Below are 14335 nucleotides of genomic sequence, written 5' to 3' on the forward strand. Positions count from 1 at the left end.
TATTTTGGATTTTGGATTTTGGATTTTGGATTAGGAAATTTTTGATTTTGGATTTTTGTTAGACTTTTAGTAAGTCTTCTCCTTGTAAAATGGCAAATCCATTGTTAGTTTTACATTCACTGGCAAACTGCCGAATAGCTTCTTTCAGATAATAATCTTTCCCCAATAAATCGCGAAGAAAATTAAATACTCCCCAATTACGCGTATCTAAATGAATTTTTAATAAAAATCTCAAAAGATACCGCAAAGGTTGTTCGCTATCTATAGGGCTATAGGCTGCATCATGACTGGTTTTCCGAAAAAGAAAATGGGGGATGTTACTATCTATCTCTACTCTGGAAAAAACGACACTTCCCACAGTTTGTACGGGAGTGACAACGACTGCGACTTTGGGTAGTAATGCTGCTGAATTCAACAGATCTATTAATTTTGCATATCCTTCTTTAATACGTGTTAACAGTTGTTGAGCCGTTTTTTCATCTTTTAAATACTTCTCACATTTCACAGGCGCAAATATCACCAATCTTGGAGATTCTAGCTCTTGATAAGCTGTTTTAAATAAGTCTGTCATTTGTTGCACTCTATTAATTTGCTCGTGCCACTTACCTTTCTGTTCCATTAAAGCAGGTGCATCTATAGCAATTAACACCGCAACACATTCTGTCAGCATTTTCTTAACAAATTGCTTTTTTTCTGGAGTGGCTTTAGCAGCGTGGTAACCTCCTGGGTAATCCTGAAAGTGGAGTTCTAAAGAAGGTTTTTTAGCTTTCTTTCCCAAACCAAAAACAAAAGACCGAAGATGTTCGGGTTCTCCTTCTGTTCCTCTGACTCCTCCTCTAGGTTCAAAATCATTCAACAAACTTTTGAGTTCCATTAAACGTTCTTGCAAAATTGCCGAACTTTCTTCGTCAGGTGTCAGTTGTAAATCTGTTTTACCAATGGTGTTTTCAAATTGTTCGTAGAGAGCGGTTAAAAGAGTGGTTTTGCCTACGCCACTCGGTCCAAGCATTGTAATTTTCAGTTCGTCCATGTTTCCTGGTATGTTATTGCAAAAATCGCAGAGAATTTATTAGATCCCCGACTTCACCTCGTTTCCAGGCTCCGCCTGGAAACGAGAGGGATCTAGTGATTTATGTGATTAGCTATCATTGCCTTGTCTACTGAGTGAAGCCACTCCCGACGCAATCGAGTGCGATCGCCAAGCTGTTCAAATTCATCATGCCAAACAATGGCTCTGATTTCTTCTAAAAAGATGCGCCATTCTGTCTTTGCTCCCTCAGCACGCAGTACGCGATCTACAAACTCTTCTACTATGGCAAATGCTGCTAGGCTGGGTTCGCATAGCAAATCTTCTAAAGCTGTTTCACAACCGTATAAAGCTTCTGCGTGCAGAGTTTTCAGGTTGGTGAAGATTTCTTTTGCAGATGGAGATTTTGACAATTGCAGTGAGGTTTCGTCTGGTGTCAAACCATCTAAGTGTTTGCGGATGCGGTGCTGGATGAGTCCCCGATAGGAAATATCAAATTCCGCGAGGATTTGAAATCCTAACTTTAATTTTGGTAAGGATTCGGGTAACTGTTTGGCTATTTCATTCAAAAATTCATAACCTCTGGTTTCTGTCAACCCCTCCAACCTTCCCTGGTTTACCAGAACTTCTGCAACTTGAGATTTGACTTTAAAAAGCAATTGCTTCAATCCGCTATCTAGGGCTAAGAAATGTTGTGACACGTGGGCGCGAAGTTCATTTAAGTATTCGTAGTAGGCGTTGGGATACCCACCAACGCGATCGCGTCTTTTCTCAATGTCTTCTAAACTAGGGATAGCAGTGTCTGTACGACAAGCTTCAACAGCTGCTTCTACTTGCTGTTTAAAATGAATGTCTTGAGCGTTTCTTTGTTGTTTGAGATGTCGCAGCAGTTTTTCCAAACCACTGGTGACATCATTCCACAGCTCGTCAAACAGCTGTAAGAACATGGGGAACCAATTGTCTTGTTGTGCTGCTTCACCCAAGGCTTTTCGTGCTTTTTCTAACTCTGAGCTCGCACCATTTTGAAGTTGCATTAACCTCTCTTGACAAGAAGAGGCATATTGCTCATCTAATGAAGTAATCTTTTCAGCTAAATAATTAAGTACCTCATCCAAAACTTCACTTGCTGCCTCTATATTGGCACAGTTAGCAGTCAAACATTGAATCACCCTCAGATGTTTTTCCTTTAATGTATCTGCTAGGTCCTGACAGTTGTTGTAATTATCTCCATTTTTTGAGTCAGCATTTGTCCGATTGAGAATCATAAAAGACCATAACTCAATTGGTAAATCCACGAGGGAAGCACGTGCTGTGTCATACAATCGCACATCCACATCTGCCCAGTAATCACCAGATGACTTTGGCATCCGCACAAAGAGAATGCCATCAACATCCTGTCCCAAAGTTTTCATGAGTCGTTCTTCATCTCCAACACCCGTATCTCCCAACCCCGGCATATCTACCAAGGCAATTTGTCCAACATCTGTGTTGGGAAACTGACAAACAATTTTCACTTCTCTGACTGCTAAATAATTGAAAAATACCCTTTGACCATCAGGGGTATCTTGAGCAACGTACTCGCGAATTTCGTTACGAGAAATGAGACGGGGTGAAGGTTCTTGTAAAAGATAGCGGTACTTTTCTAAATGGGTATGGTATCGACTTAAATGTTCGTACATCGCCCCCGGTTCGGCATATCCGGGAAGGTTGTGAGGGAGTAGTGGCAAAGGATGCTCTGCAAATTCAGCAATTGTTATTGGTTTTGCACCTAAGTATAGCTTTTCGTAATAGGGAGCAATGACCTCATCTAAAAACGAGCGATCCGAATGAAACCACACTTCACCATAAGTTTCTACATTCGGATTATGATGAATGATACTGCGGACACCCGTACAATGCTGCCGATCTCCATCGGGAATTTCAGCAGCCGTAAGTCCTGTTAAGCTTTGTAGCAAACGACTTTTCCCTTGCCTTGCTCGTCCCACAACTCCTATATTGAGAGTGTCCCGGCAAAAACGCACTTTGAGCTTGTTTAATACTTCTAGTTCAGCAGTAATGCTGAATTGAAGCCTCCCCAAGTCAATTTCTTTCAAACGCCCGATGGCATTTGCGTCATCCACTCGTGTTAGAAGTTGATTGCGATGGTTTTCAAGAGAACGAAGTGCAGAGGCGAGAGATTTTAAATTAACTTCCACCTGTTCAATTTTTTGGGCTAGGGGACGGCGTTTTTCAATAATGCTGACAATTTTTTCAGCCCGATTTGTTGCGTTTGTCATTTGTCATTGGTAAGCGTGTCATTGGTAAGCGTGTCATTGGTAAAGATTTTAGGCGTATTTACATTTTGTCATGTAGTTCTGTGTATTTCCGCTAGCTACTTCTATCAGTTGTTTAATTTGCGATAAACTGTATTAATTATACGTAGTTAAAAGTTCTTTTAACGTGACAGAAGATTTAGTGCTAGTTGCTGGCGCTACTGGTGGGGTAGGTCAGTTAACGGTGGGCAAACTATTAGAGAAAGGTTGGAAAGTTCGCGTTTTGACACGCAATTCTACAAAAGCGGAGAAAATGTTTGAGCGCAAAGTAGAAATTGCCATTGGTGACATACGCGATCCAAGTACACTTCCCACAGCAGTACAGGATGTTGCTTACATCATCTGCTGTACTGGGACAACTGCTTTCCCTTCCGAAAGATGGGATTTTGAGCCGAAACCTAACTTAATTGAGTGGGTTCAGCTATTGCTTAACAGTAGCGATCGCGAAACGAGGGCAAAAAATAGCCCCTTACAAGTGGATGCACAAGGGGTCAGCCATTTAGTAGCAGCTGCGCCCCGCAATTTGAAACGTTTTGTCTTTGTGTCTTCCTGTGGAGTTCTCCACAAATCTCAATTTCCTTACAGCGTTCTCAATGCTTTTGGTGTATTGGATGCCAAACTTCAAGGGGAAGAAGCTATTATCAGTTCTGGATTGCCTTACACTATAATCCGCCCAGGGCGTTTGATTGATGGACCATATACTTCTTATGACCTCAACACTTTATTAAAAGCAACAACAGCAGGCAAATATGGTGTTGTTTTAGGGACGGGGGATACACTGACAGGACAAACCAGCCGCATTGATGTATCGGCAGCCTGTGTGGAGTGCATTCAAAACCCTCGTTCTGAAGGAAAAGCGTTTGAAATCATCAATAAAGGAAAAAGACCTTCTGTGATTGACTGGGAAGCGCTTTTTGCTCAACTTTAGTGTTCCTTGCGGAAATTACTACTTTGGATAGAGAATTTTCCGGAACTACTGAATGGGCAGTGGTAGATATTATCAGAGTAATCACTTATGTCTAAGCCTATAACGAGCCGAGGGCATCTAGCCCAACTATTTATTATTACAAGCCCGGTCATTACAGATCGGGCTTTCGGCATTTTAACCTTTCAGGATAGCACCTTCACCTCGTTCCCAGGTTCTACCTGGGAACGAGGGTGGGGGAAAAGACAATAGTTTGACTCGACGGTGTGAGGAACTGTAGCTGTTCTCCACCGCCTGTCTTCTTACTTCCCTCGTAAAAGCCCTTTAAAAAACAGAAAAATGTTGACAAGAATCCGTTCCAACCAAAGTATGGCACGGTCTAAACATTCGAGTATGAATTCTAGAGGGTGTTTTACATAACCAATTGTTCTGGCATTAGTTTCTATCCAATCAGGCTTTGCCTCAACAGTCTCAGTTTGGGGGTAGGATTTGGTGGCTTCCCCTTTCATCTTTTGACTGTCAAATTCTGTGATTTGGGATTGAGAATTAGCCATGCTTGACTTTTGAGAGGACGAAGAGCTATTTGTCCCTATTCTCAATTTTCGACTACTTTTTTGATGCCTACGTTTTTTAGCTGTTTGTGGTAAATCAGAAGTGGATTTTTGCCGATTTACGGAACCTAATATTTCCTTCAGCTTTGAGGTTTTGCTCTGGAAGTAATGCAAGATATTTCCCGGATAGAATAAAGTTTCAGGAAGAGTGAAATTTGTGTTTGAGAAAGATTCTCTTAAATTTGGGTCTCCATTAACTTCACTAACCTTTGATGAATTATTAAATAAGTCATCCATTGTCAGCCAAGGATCTACTGTTTCATCATCTTGGAATTGAGATGTTTCAGGTAAAGCTTTAGATGCAATAGACTGTCCTGAGAATTTAAGTTGTCTGTGAATTTTATGATTCACGGGTAATGCTTTGCGATCGCCACTCTTTGATGAAGGGTTTTGCTCTAATTGTTTGGTAGTATCTTCTCCAAAAAAGTAATGAATGGCTTCCCAAATTAAGGACAATACATCTGATGTTTGATTTTTGTCAACTTCAGTTGCTAAGACTTTTTCTTGGCTGGTAATTTGCTGCTTTTTTCCATAGAAAAATATGTTGAACTGACTTTGAGCGGCTTGCAGCAATTCCGAACTAGTACGAGATATTGAAACTAAAGTATTGGCTTCTAACTTGGCAATAGTTTGGTCTAGCATTGCTAGTCCTGGCAGTGGAATTGGCAAGTTTTTCAGTGTATTTTTGTCTTCTGCGATCGCATCTTGAGGTAATGCAGGTTCATTTTCTTTCTGACCTGAAACTAGCTTATTTAACAAGCGTTCTATCTCTGATACTATTTGTGTCTCATCCAATGCTGGTTCTATAAGTTGCACCTGCTGTAATTCACGAGTTCTCAACTCCTCATGAATCCTGTTTTGCAATTTTTTCTGCTGCTGAAGTGTCAAAATGTCGAAAATTTCATTATTAGCAGTGACAAGCACTAAATTGCGGGTTGCCAAATTTGAAGCAACTCCCCGGATGTGTTGGGGATTGGCGATGGGGTACTGGGAACTGGTGCTTGGGGATTGGGGAGTCGGCGAATGAAGAACAAAGGGATGGGGGTGGTGGAAAATCGGGATATAGCGAGATTGGAAGAAATGCTTGTCCCTATCTTTAGATTCCTGCGTCTTGTTATCGTTTATTTTCAGAGTCGGTACAACTTCTAAAACTCGTGCAACAGCATTATCAGCAGATTGAGGTGACGGCTGTTGTGAATCAGTTGCATCACCTTGTAACTGCAAACTCCGTTTTTGCTCACCTGCGTTTAGCTGTCTGCTAGATGACTCGATAGCTGTTTGGATGAGCATATATACTGAATGAAGGAGACCCTCTATTGACCAACTGGCAGTGACTTGTATCTGCCGTATAGTGCGCTCGAACTGTTCGCCCCAACGCTGGGATTGTTGGTGGAAGAAGTTAAACAGCCTACTTTGATAACGACCAGAAGAAGCAGAAGGCATGGTAGTTAATTTTTGTTGAGAGAATTGTGAGTAGCCCGACTCCCACAAAACAATAGACGGAAGATTGTTGATGTTTGTGAGTTCTCTCATATTAGCGAAATATGACATCTCCCGTATCTCAAGCCGATACTAATTCAATAACTGATGCGATCGCAAAACTGCGCTCTTGGAGTCAGGTGAATATTCTGTCTTCCTGGCGATGCTGTGAAGGCGATCTGAGTGCATCGGAGGTGAGTGCATCGGATTTATCTTCTTGGAAGTTAGCTGAGTTGAATGCAAAAGGACAAATTGCTTGGGCTGGTGGTCAAAAGGTTTTATGGCTTTTACAAAAATTAATAATTCCTCAGGATTTACAGGGTTATCCCTTGGAGGGTTTGTCTTTGCGGCTGGCGCTTGTTTGGTGGGCTGATTCTGCTAAGGTTTATGTGAATGGACAGTTGATGGTTGAGGGGGATTTGTTTGATTCTTTTCCTAGGGTGCTTTTGAGTGGGGGTGTAACGCCGGGGGAGGAATTGACTGTGGCGTTACGTTTGGTGAGTCCGGGTCATTGTGATGGTGCTTTGGTGAGGTCACAATTGGTTTATGAGTCTAATGATGATTCGGTGGAACCTGGTTTTGTGGCTGATGAGTTGGCTGTTGTGGAGCGTTGTTTGGAGTGTTTTGCGCCTGATAGGTTGGATGCTTTGAGGGTTTTTGTTGAGGGGATGGATTGGAAGGGATTGAACCGCAGAGGCGCTGAGGGCGCTGAGGAAGAGAGGAGGAGGGAGTTTGAGGAGTTGTTGTCTGTTGTTCGTCAACAACTTCTAAAATCCAAAATCCAAAATCCAAAATCTAAAATCTTCTTGTTGGGTCATGCTCATTTGGATTTAGCATGGTTGTGGCGTGTGGGTGATACTTGGGAAGTTGCTCAGAGGACTTTTGAATCGGTTTTGGGGTTACAGGAGGATTTTCCTGAGTTGATTTTTTGTCATTCTACTCCGGCTCTTTATGCTTGGATTGAGGAACATCGTCCGGATTTGTTTGGTGCTATTCAACGGGCGGTGGCTGATGGGCGTTGGGATGTGGTTGGTGGTTTTTGGGTTGAACCGGAATTGAATTTGATTGCGGGTGAGTCTATTGTTCGTCAGCTTCTCTATGGTCAACGTTATGTGTTGGAGAAGTTTGGTAAGTTTTCTAGTGTGGTGTGGGTTCCTGATAGTTTTGGTTTTTGTGCAACTTTGCCTCAGTTTTTGGTGAATGGGGGTGTTGAGTATTTTGTGACTCAGAAGTTGCGATGGAATGATACCACTCGGTTTGAGCATGGTGCTTTTTGGTGGAAGTCTCCTGATGGGAGTGAAGTTTTTAGCTATATGTCTGCGTTGATTGGTGAAGGGATCGATCCGGTGAAGATGGTGTCTTATGCTTGTGAGTGGTGGTCTCAAACGGGGTTAGTTGAATCTCTGTGGCTTCCCGGTGTGGGGGATCATGGGGGCGGTCCTACTCGTGATATGTTGGAGACTGCTCGTCGCTGGCAAAAGTCTTCAGTATTTCCTAATGTTGAATTTGTACTCCTGCTGAAAGTTATTTGCAGTCCATCAAAGCAAAGGACAAGAGGACAAGGGGACCAGGGGACTAGGGGGACCAGGGGGACATGGTAGAAATTTTCTTCCTTGTCTACCCCCTCTCCTTGTCTACCCCCTCTCCCTGTCTACCCCCTCTCCCTTGTCTACCCCATCTCCTCTATCCCCACCTGGGAGGACAACTGTATTTGGATCCATTCGGGGTTGCCTATACAACTCACGGCGACCAAAAACGTTGGAACCGTCATTGTGAGGGGTTACTTTATCAAGCAGAACTTTTTGCGGCTTGGGCAACTTTGAGTTGTGGCGTGAGTTATCCGAAGAATGAGTTAGAATTGGCGTGGAAAAATGTTTTGTTTAATCAATTTCACGATATTTTGCCCGGTTCTTCGATTCATGAAGTTTATGTGGATGCATTACCAACTTGGCAAGAAGTAGAACGAGTGGGTGGTAAGATATTGCAGCAGTCTGTGAATGCGATCGCATCCCAAATCTCTCTACCCACTCCTCCACAGCCGGAAGCACAACCAGTGGTTATTTTTAATTCTCTTAATTGGGTGCGATCGCAGGTTGTTGAGATTGAGTTTCCAGAAGAGGATGATGGGCAAAACCAGGATTGGGCAATATATAATTTGGATGGGCATGAGGTTGAGTCTCAGAGCCGTTTTATTGGATTTAGACGCGAACCGAGTGGTGATGAAATAGCAGTAAACTCAGTCTCGTTTTTTGCCAGTGAGATACCTGCTTGTGGTTATCGTGTCTTCTGGTTATGTCCGTGTAAGCCTACTTTGCAGTCACTTAAACCATTTGAAGAGTTTGTTTTAGAAAATGAGTGTTTGCGAGTGACAATTGACCCTGAAACGGGCGATTTGTCCGGTGTTTTTGATAAAACCAATCACCGTGAAGTTCTTAGTGGATTGGGAAATCAACTCCAAGCATTCCAAGATAGCGGTCAGTACTGGGATGCTTGGAATATTGACCCAAATTATGCTCAGCATCCTTTACCACCTGCAGAATTATTAAGCGTTCATCATTTAGAACGGGGTACGTTGCGAACCCGCGTGCGAGTGGTGCGAAGAATAGGTCAATCAACTTTTTCTCAAGATTACATTTTAGAAAAAGAGTCTGCTGTTCTTAAGATAGCTAACAAAGTACACTGGCAAGAAAATCAAGTCTTGGTAAAGGTGGCTTTTCCGCTAAACTTGGAAGCAGATTTTGCAACATACGAGATTCCTTGTGGGGCTATTCGTCGGACAACCAAACCTACCACCCCAGCAGAAAAAGCAAAATGGGAAGTCCCCGCCTTACGTTGGGCTGACTTAACGGAAATCCCCAATCCTCAATCCTCAATCCTCAATCCTCAATCCAAAATCCAAAATCCAAAATCCTCAATCCTCAATCCAAAATCCAAAATCCAAAATCCAAAATCCGTATGGTGTGAGTTTGCTGAATGATTGTAAGTACGGTTATGACAGTCAACCTAACCAACTCCGCTTAACCTTGCTACGCAGTCCTAATTGGCCCAATCCGGAAGCAGATCGAGGTTATCATGAATTTACCTATGCTTTATATCCTCATGCTGATAGTTGGGAAACAGCGCATACAGTACGACGGGGGTATGAATTAAATATTCCCTTGCAAGTGCTGGTACTGAACCCACAACAGCAAAATAGTCAAGGTTCTTTACCACTAAGTGGTAGTTTGTTGAACTTATCAGATGACAATTTAATCTTGATGGCTTTTAAGCAGTCAGAAGATGACCCAGAACAGTGGATTCTCAGGTGCTATGAATGTCATGGTAAAACAGCAGAGTTAGAATTGCAAAGTGACTTGGGATTGAGCTTGGGTGAGCCAGTAGACTTATTGGAACGTTCCTTGAATCCTAACGAGCTAAGCGATCGCACTGTAAAACCCTGGAAAATCATCAGCTTTAGGATACCGTTTTCAGATGAAGATGCATAGAAAGCTCACCATCCAATACTGCGTAGGTTTTGCGTAAAAATACGAAAAATTGAAAATAGCCCTAGTAATAATATACCCACCAGTAAAAAAGCCCTAGTACTAAAGCTGATGGGGAAACATTACTGGTAGGTACTCAACTCTATTCCTCCCAATCCTCAATCTGCAACCCATTCACCCGACTAAATTCACCAGTATTGTGCGTTACCAATATTAAATTATTCACAATGGCGATCGCAGCAATTTGTGAATCATAAGGACCAATTGGCTTTCCCAATGCCGCTAACTCGGCACGAATTCTCCCAGCCACCCTTGCTGATTTAGGGTCTAACGGTAAAACAGCAAACTGGCTAAAAAACCGTTCCAATACTGCAAGATTGCGTTCTACTTGTGCGCTGCGATATGTACCATAATATAGTTCCATCTGCGTTACAGTAGATAGATAAATATCTTCCGGTTCTTTGTCAGCGAGCCGCGCACTCACCGCAGGACTGGTATTGTTCAACAGACGAATGCAAACATTGGTATCCAAAAGATAGCTCACTCCAGCGTCTCCCTTGTTTCATAATCTCCCTGGTCGGGTCGTTCTAAAGGTTCTCCCACCCAACCGCCAATGACTTCTTCAAAGAAACCAGGCATCCAACCTTTTTTAGTGGGTGTTAGCGGTTGAATTGTTACGGTCACTTCAATATCGCGATCGCTCATTCCTGTTGGAATGTCAAGATGCAGTACTCCGTCAATCCCCACATGAGAACACAATTTAATACTTTGCATAGCTGTTTATCCTTAAGAATACGATGGATGAGTGCATCATGCTTTCATTCTAAATTGTCCGTTCGCTTATTATAAAGGAGCGATCGGGAATTATGTCTCATGTTGCAACTATCTTGTCTCCTCCGTGTTTTTTGCTTGTAGCGAATGTAATTTCAATTGGGTTTAGAGAACGTCCTGTAGGCTTTCCATCTTTTGACTCAGCTGGTGTATTGTAATGAACTTTGTTCATATAAAGAAGCGATTACCATTCCTACACTACCCTGGGCTGTCATTCCTGTAAAATCTGCAATCACATCCTCTACCATCCATTCCTGGGGCAGATATTTGTAGATTTTTCTGACTTCTTGATAGAACTCTAGAGGATCGTAGATATCGTTGATAATTACTGGTTCTGGAATCGTTAGATTGGGAAAATCTTGTTTTAACTTTTTTGCTAAATCAAGGGTTTGGGAAGAACAAATTAACCAACAACGCTCTAATTGTGGGAGATGATATTCTATTGCTTTTCGACAAGGTTCTTCCCGGCTAACTAACAACATGAGTCCCTTGTGCTTTACAGGAGGCAATTTGTCTAAATCAATTTGGGGCGATCGCCTGAAGGTTAACGATCTAGCTACCCCTAATACCGAGAAGAGCAAAATCAATACAGATCCCACAATAATCTTTAAGGCGGCTGGTGTGGAAGTACCAACAACATTAGATAATATTTGGGTGACAGCATTACCTAAAACGGATAGAAAAATGCTGCCAATAAAGAAAGGAATTAAGGTTTCTGGGTTAAAAAATATTTTGGCTGTTTGAGCAATATTATTTCGCATAGCCTTTTAATATGGCAGTAGTGGTATTGTGGGTCAGACTATAATAAAATACTTAAACAGTCAGCATTTATCCGGAGAGATTTTCTGAAAAATTTACAATCGAAAAAAGATGGAAAAAGCAATATCCACGCTTACGATACGATGCAAGTGTTGATGAATTCAGAACTTTGAAAACTGAATACTTCGGAGATACTTATGCGTTACTCAAAGCGTCGCAAGCTATCGGTAATAAATCATAGCAAGTCTTTTGAAGAAATGCATCCAGAAGTCCCTTTGTGGAAATCACCGTTTGTCTGGCTGTGTGGTTTGGCTGGTTTGTTGCTAATTGGTGTTCCTTTATTGCTTGATGGGTTCACTCATCGAGTGGTTGGCGTGTTGATGGTAGACGTTTCTCAGTCAAATCAACCTTTTCAAGACTCCTTAAAAGCGCTTTGTCGTCAATACAGTGAGTCTTTGGTGGAAGGTGATATCCGCATTCAAGGGAAGTTTGCAGATGTAGCAACGATATTGAGCAATCAGAAATTTGCGGAACGCGATCGCTTACTTTTACAAAAGCAATGTCAGCAGGTGATGGTTCTTCCTGCTGGAGTTGGTAAAATTCCTGGAACTTCTTTACTAGATGCACTTTCACGGATGGAAACGGAGATTCAGCACCAGCAAAGCTTGGGTAACACTCAACCTGTAGCAGCAATTGTAGCGATTAATTCAGCAGAGCTAGTGAACCAAAAACCACAGAGTTTTAGTTTGATTAAATCAAAGATTGAGCGCATCGTACAAAAGGGGGGTGCAGTAGCCATTATCGGTTCATCTGTTAATTTAGAAAACCAATTGAGTCAGTACTTGATGCAGGTAAAAAATACTCAAATTTGTACCTACGCTGATAGTCAGACTTGTGTTGAAGATCTGTTTGAAATAGCCAGGAAGTAGTCTTTTTCTAGTGGCTTGCTGAATATAGCAATCCTATTTGATATTCAAACAAGGTAGACAAGGTAGACAAGGTAGACAAGGAGGACAAGGAAGAGGTGTTTGTAACTTCTACACGGACTGCTATATTAACGCTAAAAATAAAAGGAGAAAAATATGTTACCGGATATGTCACCCAAACGCAAAGCTAGACTGGAAGCTTGGCTGAGACTCCCTCTGAAAATTTTTCAAAGGATACCCGATCGCGATCGCGCTGATATGAAAGCTGCAATTGAAAAATATGCCAAGTTGAATTTAGCGCGATCGCAAATTTCTAAATATGACAGCATTCGCTCTCATCGTTTGGGACGCGATCGGCGTCAAATCACCCAATTTATCGTAGTTCTAGCAGGTTCTTTAACATTTTCTGTAGCTCCGCAACTGCTTGCTAAACAATCAGGAAGAGGACCAATTGCAATTTCTGCAGGTTTATTAGGTGGTGGTTTAGCTAGCTTTTACGCTCACGCAAATGCGACTAAAGTGCTTACAGGAATCAAGCTGAAAAATCAAACTCAAAATACTCGTAAAGCGATTGCTGAGCAGAAGAAATAAAAGAAAATTATGTACTTAGAAGAATTTGAATTACCAGAAGATAGCCTTCAAGAGACTTATACCAAAACTCAACTACAGATGCTTGATGACTTGGAGGGTTATCACACTAGCAAACCAGAAAAAGAAGCCTTAGTCATCAGCATAGGATTGAGCATCATTGAAGCAGCAGTGGCTTATTCAATGTTAGCATCTGTAGGTGTTTTTATTGCTGCAATTGTAGCATCCTTTCCTGTAGTTCTACTGTGGGCTATTGCTAATTATCATGCCGAGAAAGTCGAACTTCCCGAAGTATATGATAAGTTAGTGGAGGAATATTGTGACCATGTTCAATGAAGACCAAGATAATTTGTCTCCAGAACGATTCAACTCAGCTAAAATGAATGATGAGGCTGTACAAATGGTTACTTTAATTACCGACGAGCAAGACTATCGAGAACAGTTTATTGATTGTCGCCTGCAATGGATTTCTGATAATGACCCTCACAGCCATTTGAAAAACTTTTATATGGTTGACTGTCAGTGTGAAATCAATTTTTTTCTCTCTCGCCAACAAGAACTAGTTAACGAAAGAGACGAACATATTCATCAGATCGAACAGCAATACGATCGGGAAGTACAAGAAATACAAACTATCGAGCCACCAGAATCAGTTGTACCGAAAATAGGACCGGAACATTTAGTAAGGGAAAGAATTCAACAGTGGAGAGAGCAAGAAATTCACACGAAAACAGAGAGATATCACAAAGATATTCAAATGATTGCAGATAAATACAATAGCTTGCACGAGCAATGCGAGCAACGAATTCATCGAGCTACTGCTAGTTATCAAGAAGCATTTCGCGTATGGAGAGAAGAACATAATAAAGATATGGGCGATCGTCTGGGATAATCTTCATCGACGCATCTCCTTAAATCGCTGAAACCCTATATTTTCCGTTGAGATGCGTCGATACCTTGTAGAGAGAGGGTTTGAGCTATGTGTTGTGAGCAATTTTTGGGAGAATGTACTATACTTTTTCTAGATGCGTCGATTTGGCGTCTGAAACCCTTACTGGGTAAGGGCTGCTAGACGAACTCCCCCCACCGATTGGGTCAATTCGGATTAGCTGGAAACGTTCCTACGGTTCCATTTAGCGTAAGATGCACTCCGGTACTTCCTACCGATTGAGTCAATTCGGATTGGTAAAAAACAAAAAAGCTCTCCAAAATATGGAGGGCTTTCTAATGACTAAGAGGTTGTTTGAAAAGTGGTTAGCAACGGCATTATTACCCCCCTTAATCCCCCCTTGTTAAGGGGGGAAATAAGAAAAATTCGGTTCCCTCCCCTTTCTAAGGGGAGGGTTAGGGTGGGGTAAAAAATATTTGATACATCAATCATGACTTTTCAAACAT

Annotated in this window: 11 protein-coding genes and 1 pseudogene; 6 read left to right on the plus strand and 6 right to left on the minus strand. The window is 41.9% G+C overall.

What is annotated here, in order from left to right:
* Positions 1 to 58: 58 nt before the first annotated feature.
* Together F7734_RS47155 and F7734_RS47160 are read right to left on the minus strand one after the other, a co-directional pair.
* Positions 59 to 1030, minus strand: coding sequence for a hypothetical protein (locus F7734_RS47155; RefSeq protein WP_155751224.1), 972 nt, complete (start codon positions 1028 to 1030; stop codon positions 59 to 61).
* 92 nt (positions 1031 to 1122) lie between these two features.
* The gene (locus tag F7734_RS47160; protein WP_155751225.1) at positions 1123 to 3303 is read right to left on the minus strand and encodes a hypothetical protein; all 2181 of its coding nucleotides are present in this window, start codon (positions 3301 to 3303) and stop codon (positions 1123 to 1125) included.
* A gap of 163 nt (positions 3304 to 3466) precedes the next feature.
* Here F7734_RS47160 and F7734_RS47165 point away from each other — a divergent pair, with 163 nt between their 5' ends.
* Positions 3467 to 4267 carry an SDR family oxidoreductase gene (locus tag F7734_RS47165; RefSeq protein WP_166482596.1) on the plus strand — a complete coding sequence of 267 codons (801 nt, stop codon included), beginning with the start codon at positions 3467 to 3469 and terminating at the stop codon, positions 4265 to 4267.
* 299 nt (positions 4268 to 4566) lie between these two features.
* Here F7734_RS47165 and F7734_RS47170 read toward each other — a convergent pair whose 3' ends face one another.
* Positions 4567 to 6426, minus strand: a complete 1860-nt coding sequence (locus F7734_RS47170) for a hypothetical protein (protein ID WP_155751226.1) — start codon at positions 6424 to 6426, stop codon at positions 4567 to 4569.
* Between F7734_RS47170 and F7734_RS47175 the strand changes: the two are divergent.
* Positions 6420 to 9839 (plus strand): annotated as a pseudogene (locus F7734_RS47175) (alpha-mannosidase). The gene F7734_RS47170 and the pseudogene F7734_RS47175 sit on opposite strands and share 7 nt — an antisense overlap.
* Before the next feature lie 139 nt (positions 9840 to 9978).
* Here the strand turns inward: F7734_RS47175 and F7734_RS47180 are convergent.
* The 3 genes from F7734_RS47180 to F7734_RS47190 form a co-directional block, all read right to left on the minus strand.
* Positions 9979 to 10380: a type II toxin-antitoxin system VapC family toxin gene (locus tag F7734_RS47180; protein ID WP_166482597.1), complete on the minus strand. Its 402-nt coding sequence runs from the start codon at positions 10378 to 10380 to the stop codon at positions 9979 to 9981.
* On the minus strand, positions 10377 to 10610 hold the full coding sequence (locus F7734_RS47185) for a hypothetical protein (protein ID WP_155751227.1): 234 nt from the start codon (positions 10608 to 10610) through the stop codon (positions 10377 to 10379). The genes F7734_RS47180 and F7734_RS47185 overlap by 4 nt, the downstream gene beginning before the upstream one ends.
* A 197-nt stretch (positions 10611 to 10807) precedes the next feature.
* Positions 10808 to 11428 carry a CRISPR-associated protein gene (locus tag F7734_RS47190; protein WP_243147458.1) on the minus strand — a complete coding sequence of 207 codons (621 nt, stop codon included), beginning with the start codon at positions 11426 to 11428 and terminating at the stop codon, positions 10808 to 10810.
* Between the two features lie 195 nt (positions 11429 to 11623).
* Here F7734_RS47190 and F7734_RS47195 point away from each other — a divergent pair, with 195 nt between their 5' ends.
* The 4 genes from F7734_RS47195 to F7734_RS47210 all read left to right on the plus strand — a co-directional run bounded on the left by F7734_RS47195 (position 11624) and on the right by F7734_RS47210 (position 13832).
* Positions 11624 to 12355, plus strand: a complete 732-nt coding sequence (locus tag F7734_RS47195) for a hypothetical protein (RefSeq protein ID WP_155751228.1) — start codon at positions 11624 to 11626, stop codon at positions 12353 to 12355.
* A gap of 153 nt (positions 12356 to 12508) precedes the next feature.
* Complete coding sequence (locus F7734_RS47200; protein WP_155751229.1) at positions 12509 to 12943, plus strand: hypothetical protein; 435 nt, start codon at positions 12509 to 12511, stop codon at positions 12941 to 12943.
* A 9-nt stretch (positions 12944 to 12952) separates the two neighbouring features.
* On the plus strand, positions 12953 to 13276 hold the full coding sequence (locus tag F7734_RS47205) for a hypothetical protein (protein ID WP_155751230.1): 324 nt from the start codon (positions 12953 to 12955) through the stop codon (positions 13274 to 13276).
* A complete protein-coding gene (locus tag F7734_RS47210; protein WP_207714376.1) occupies positions 13260 to 13832 on the plus strand; it encodes a hypothetical protein in 573 nt (190 codons plus the stop codon). Before F7734_RS47205 ends, F7734_RS47210 begins: the two co-directional genes overlap by 17 nt.
* Positions 13833 to 14335 lie beyond the last annotated feature (503 nt).

The sequence above is a fragment of the Scytonema sp. UIC 10036 genome (genome assembly GCF_009725235.1).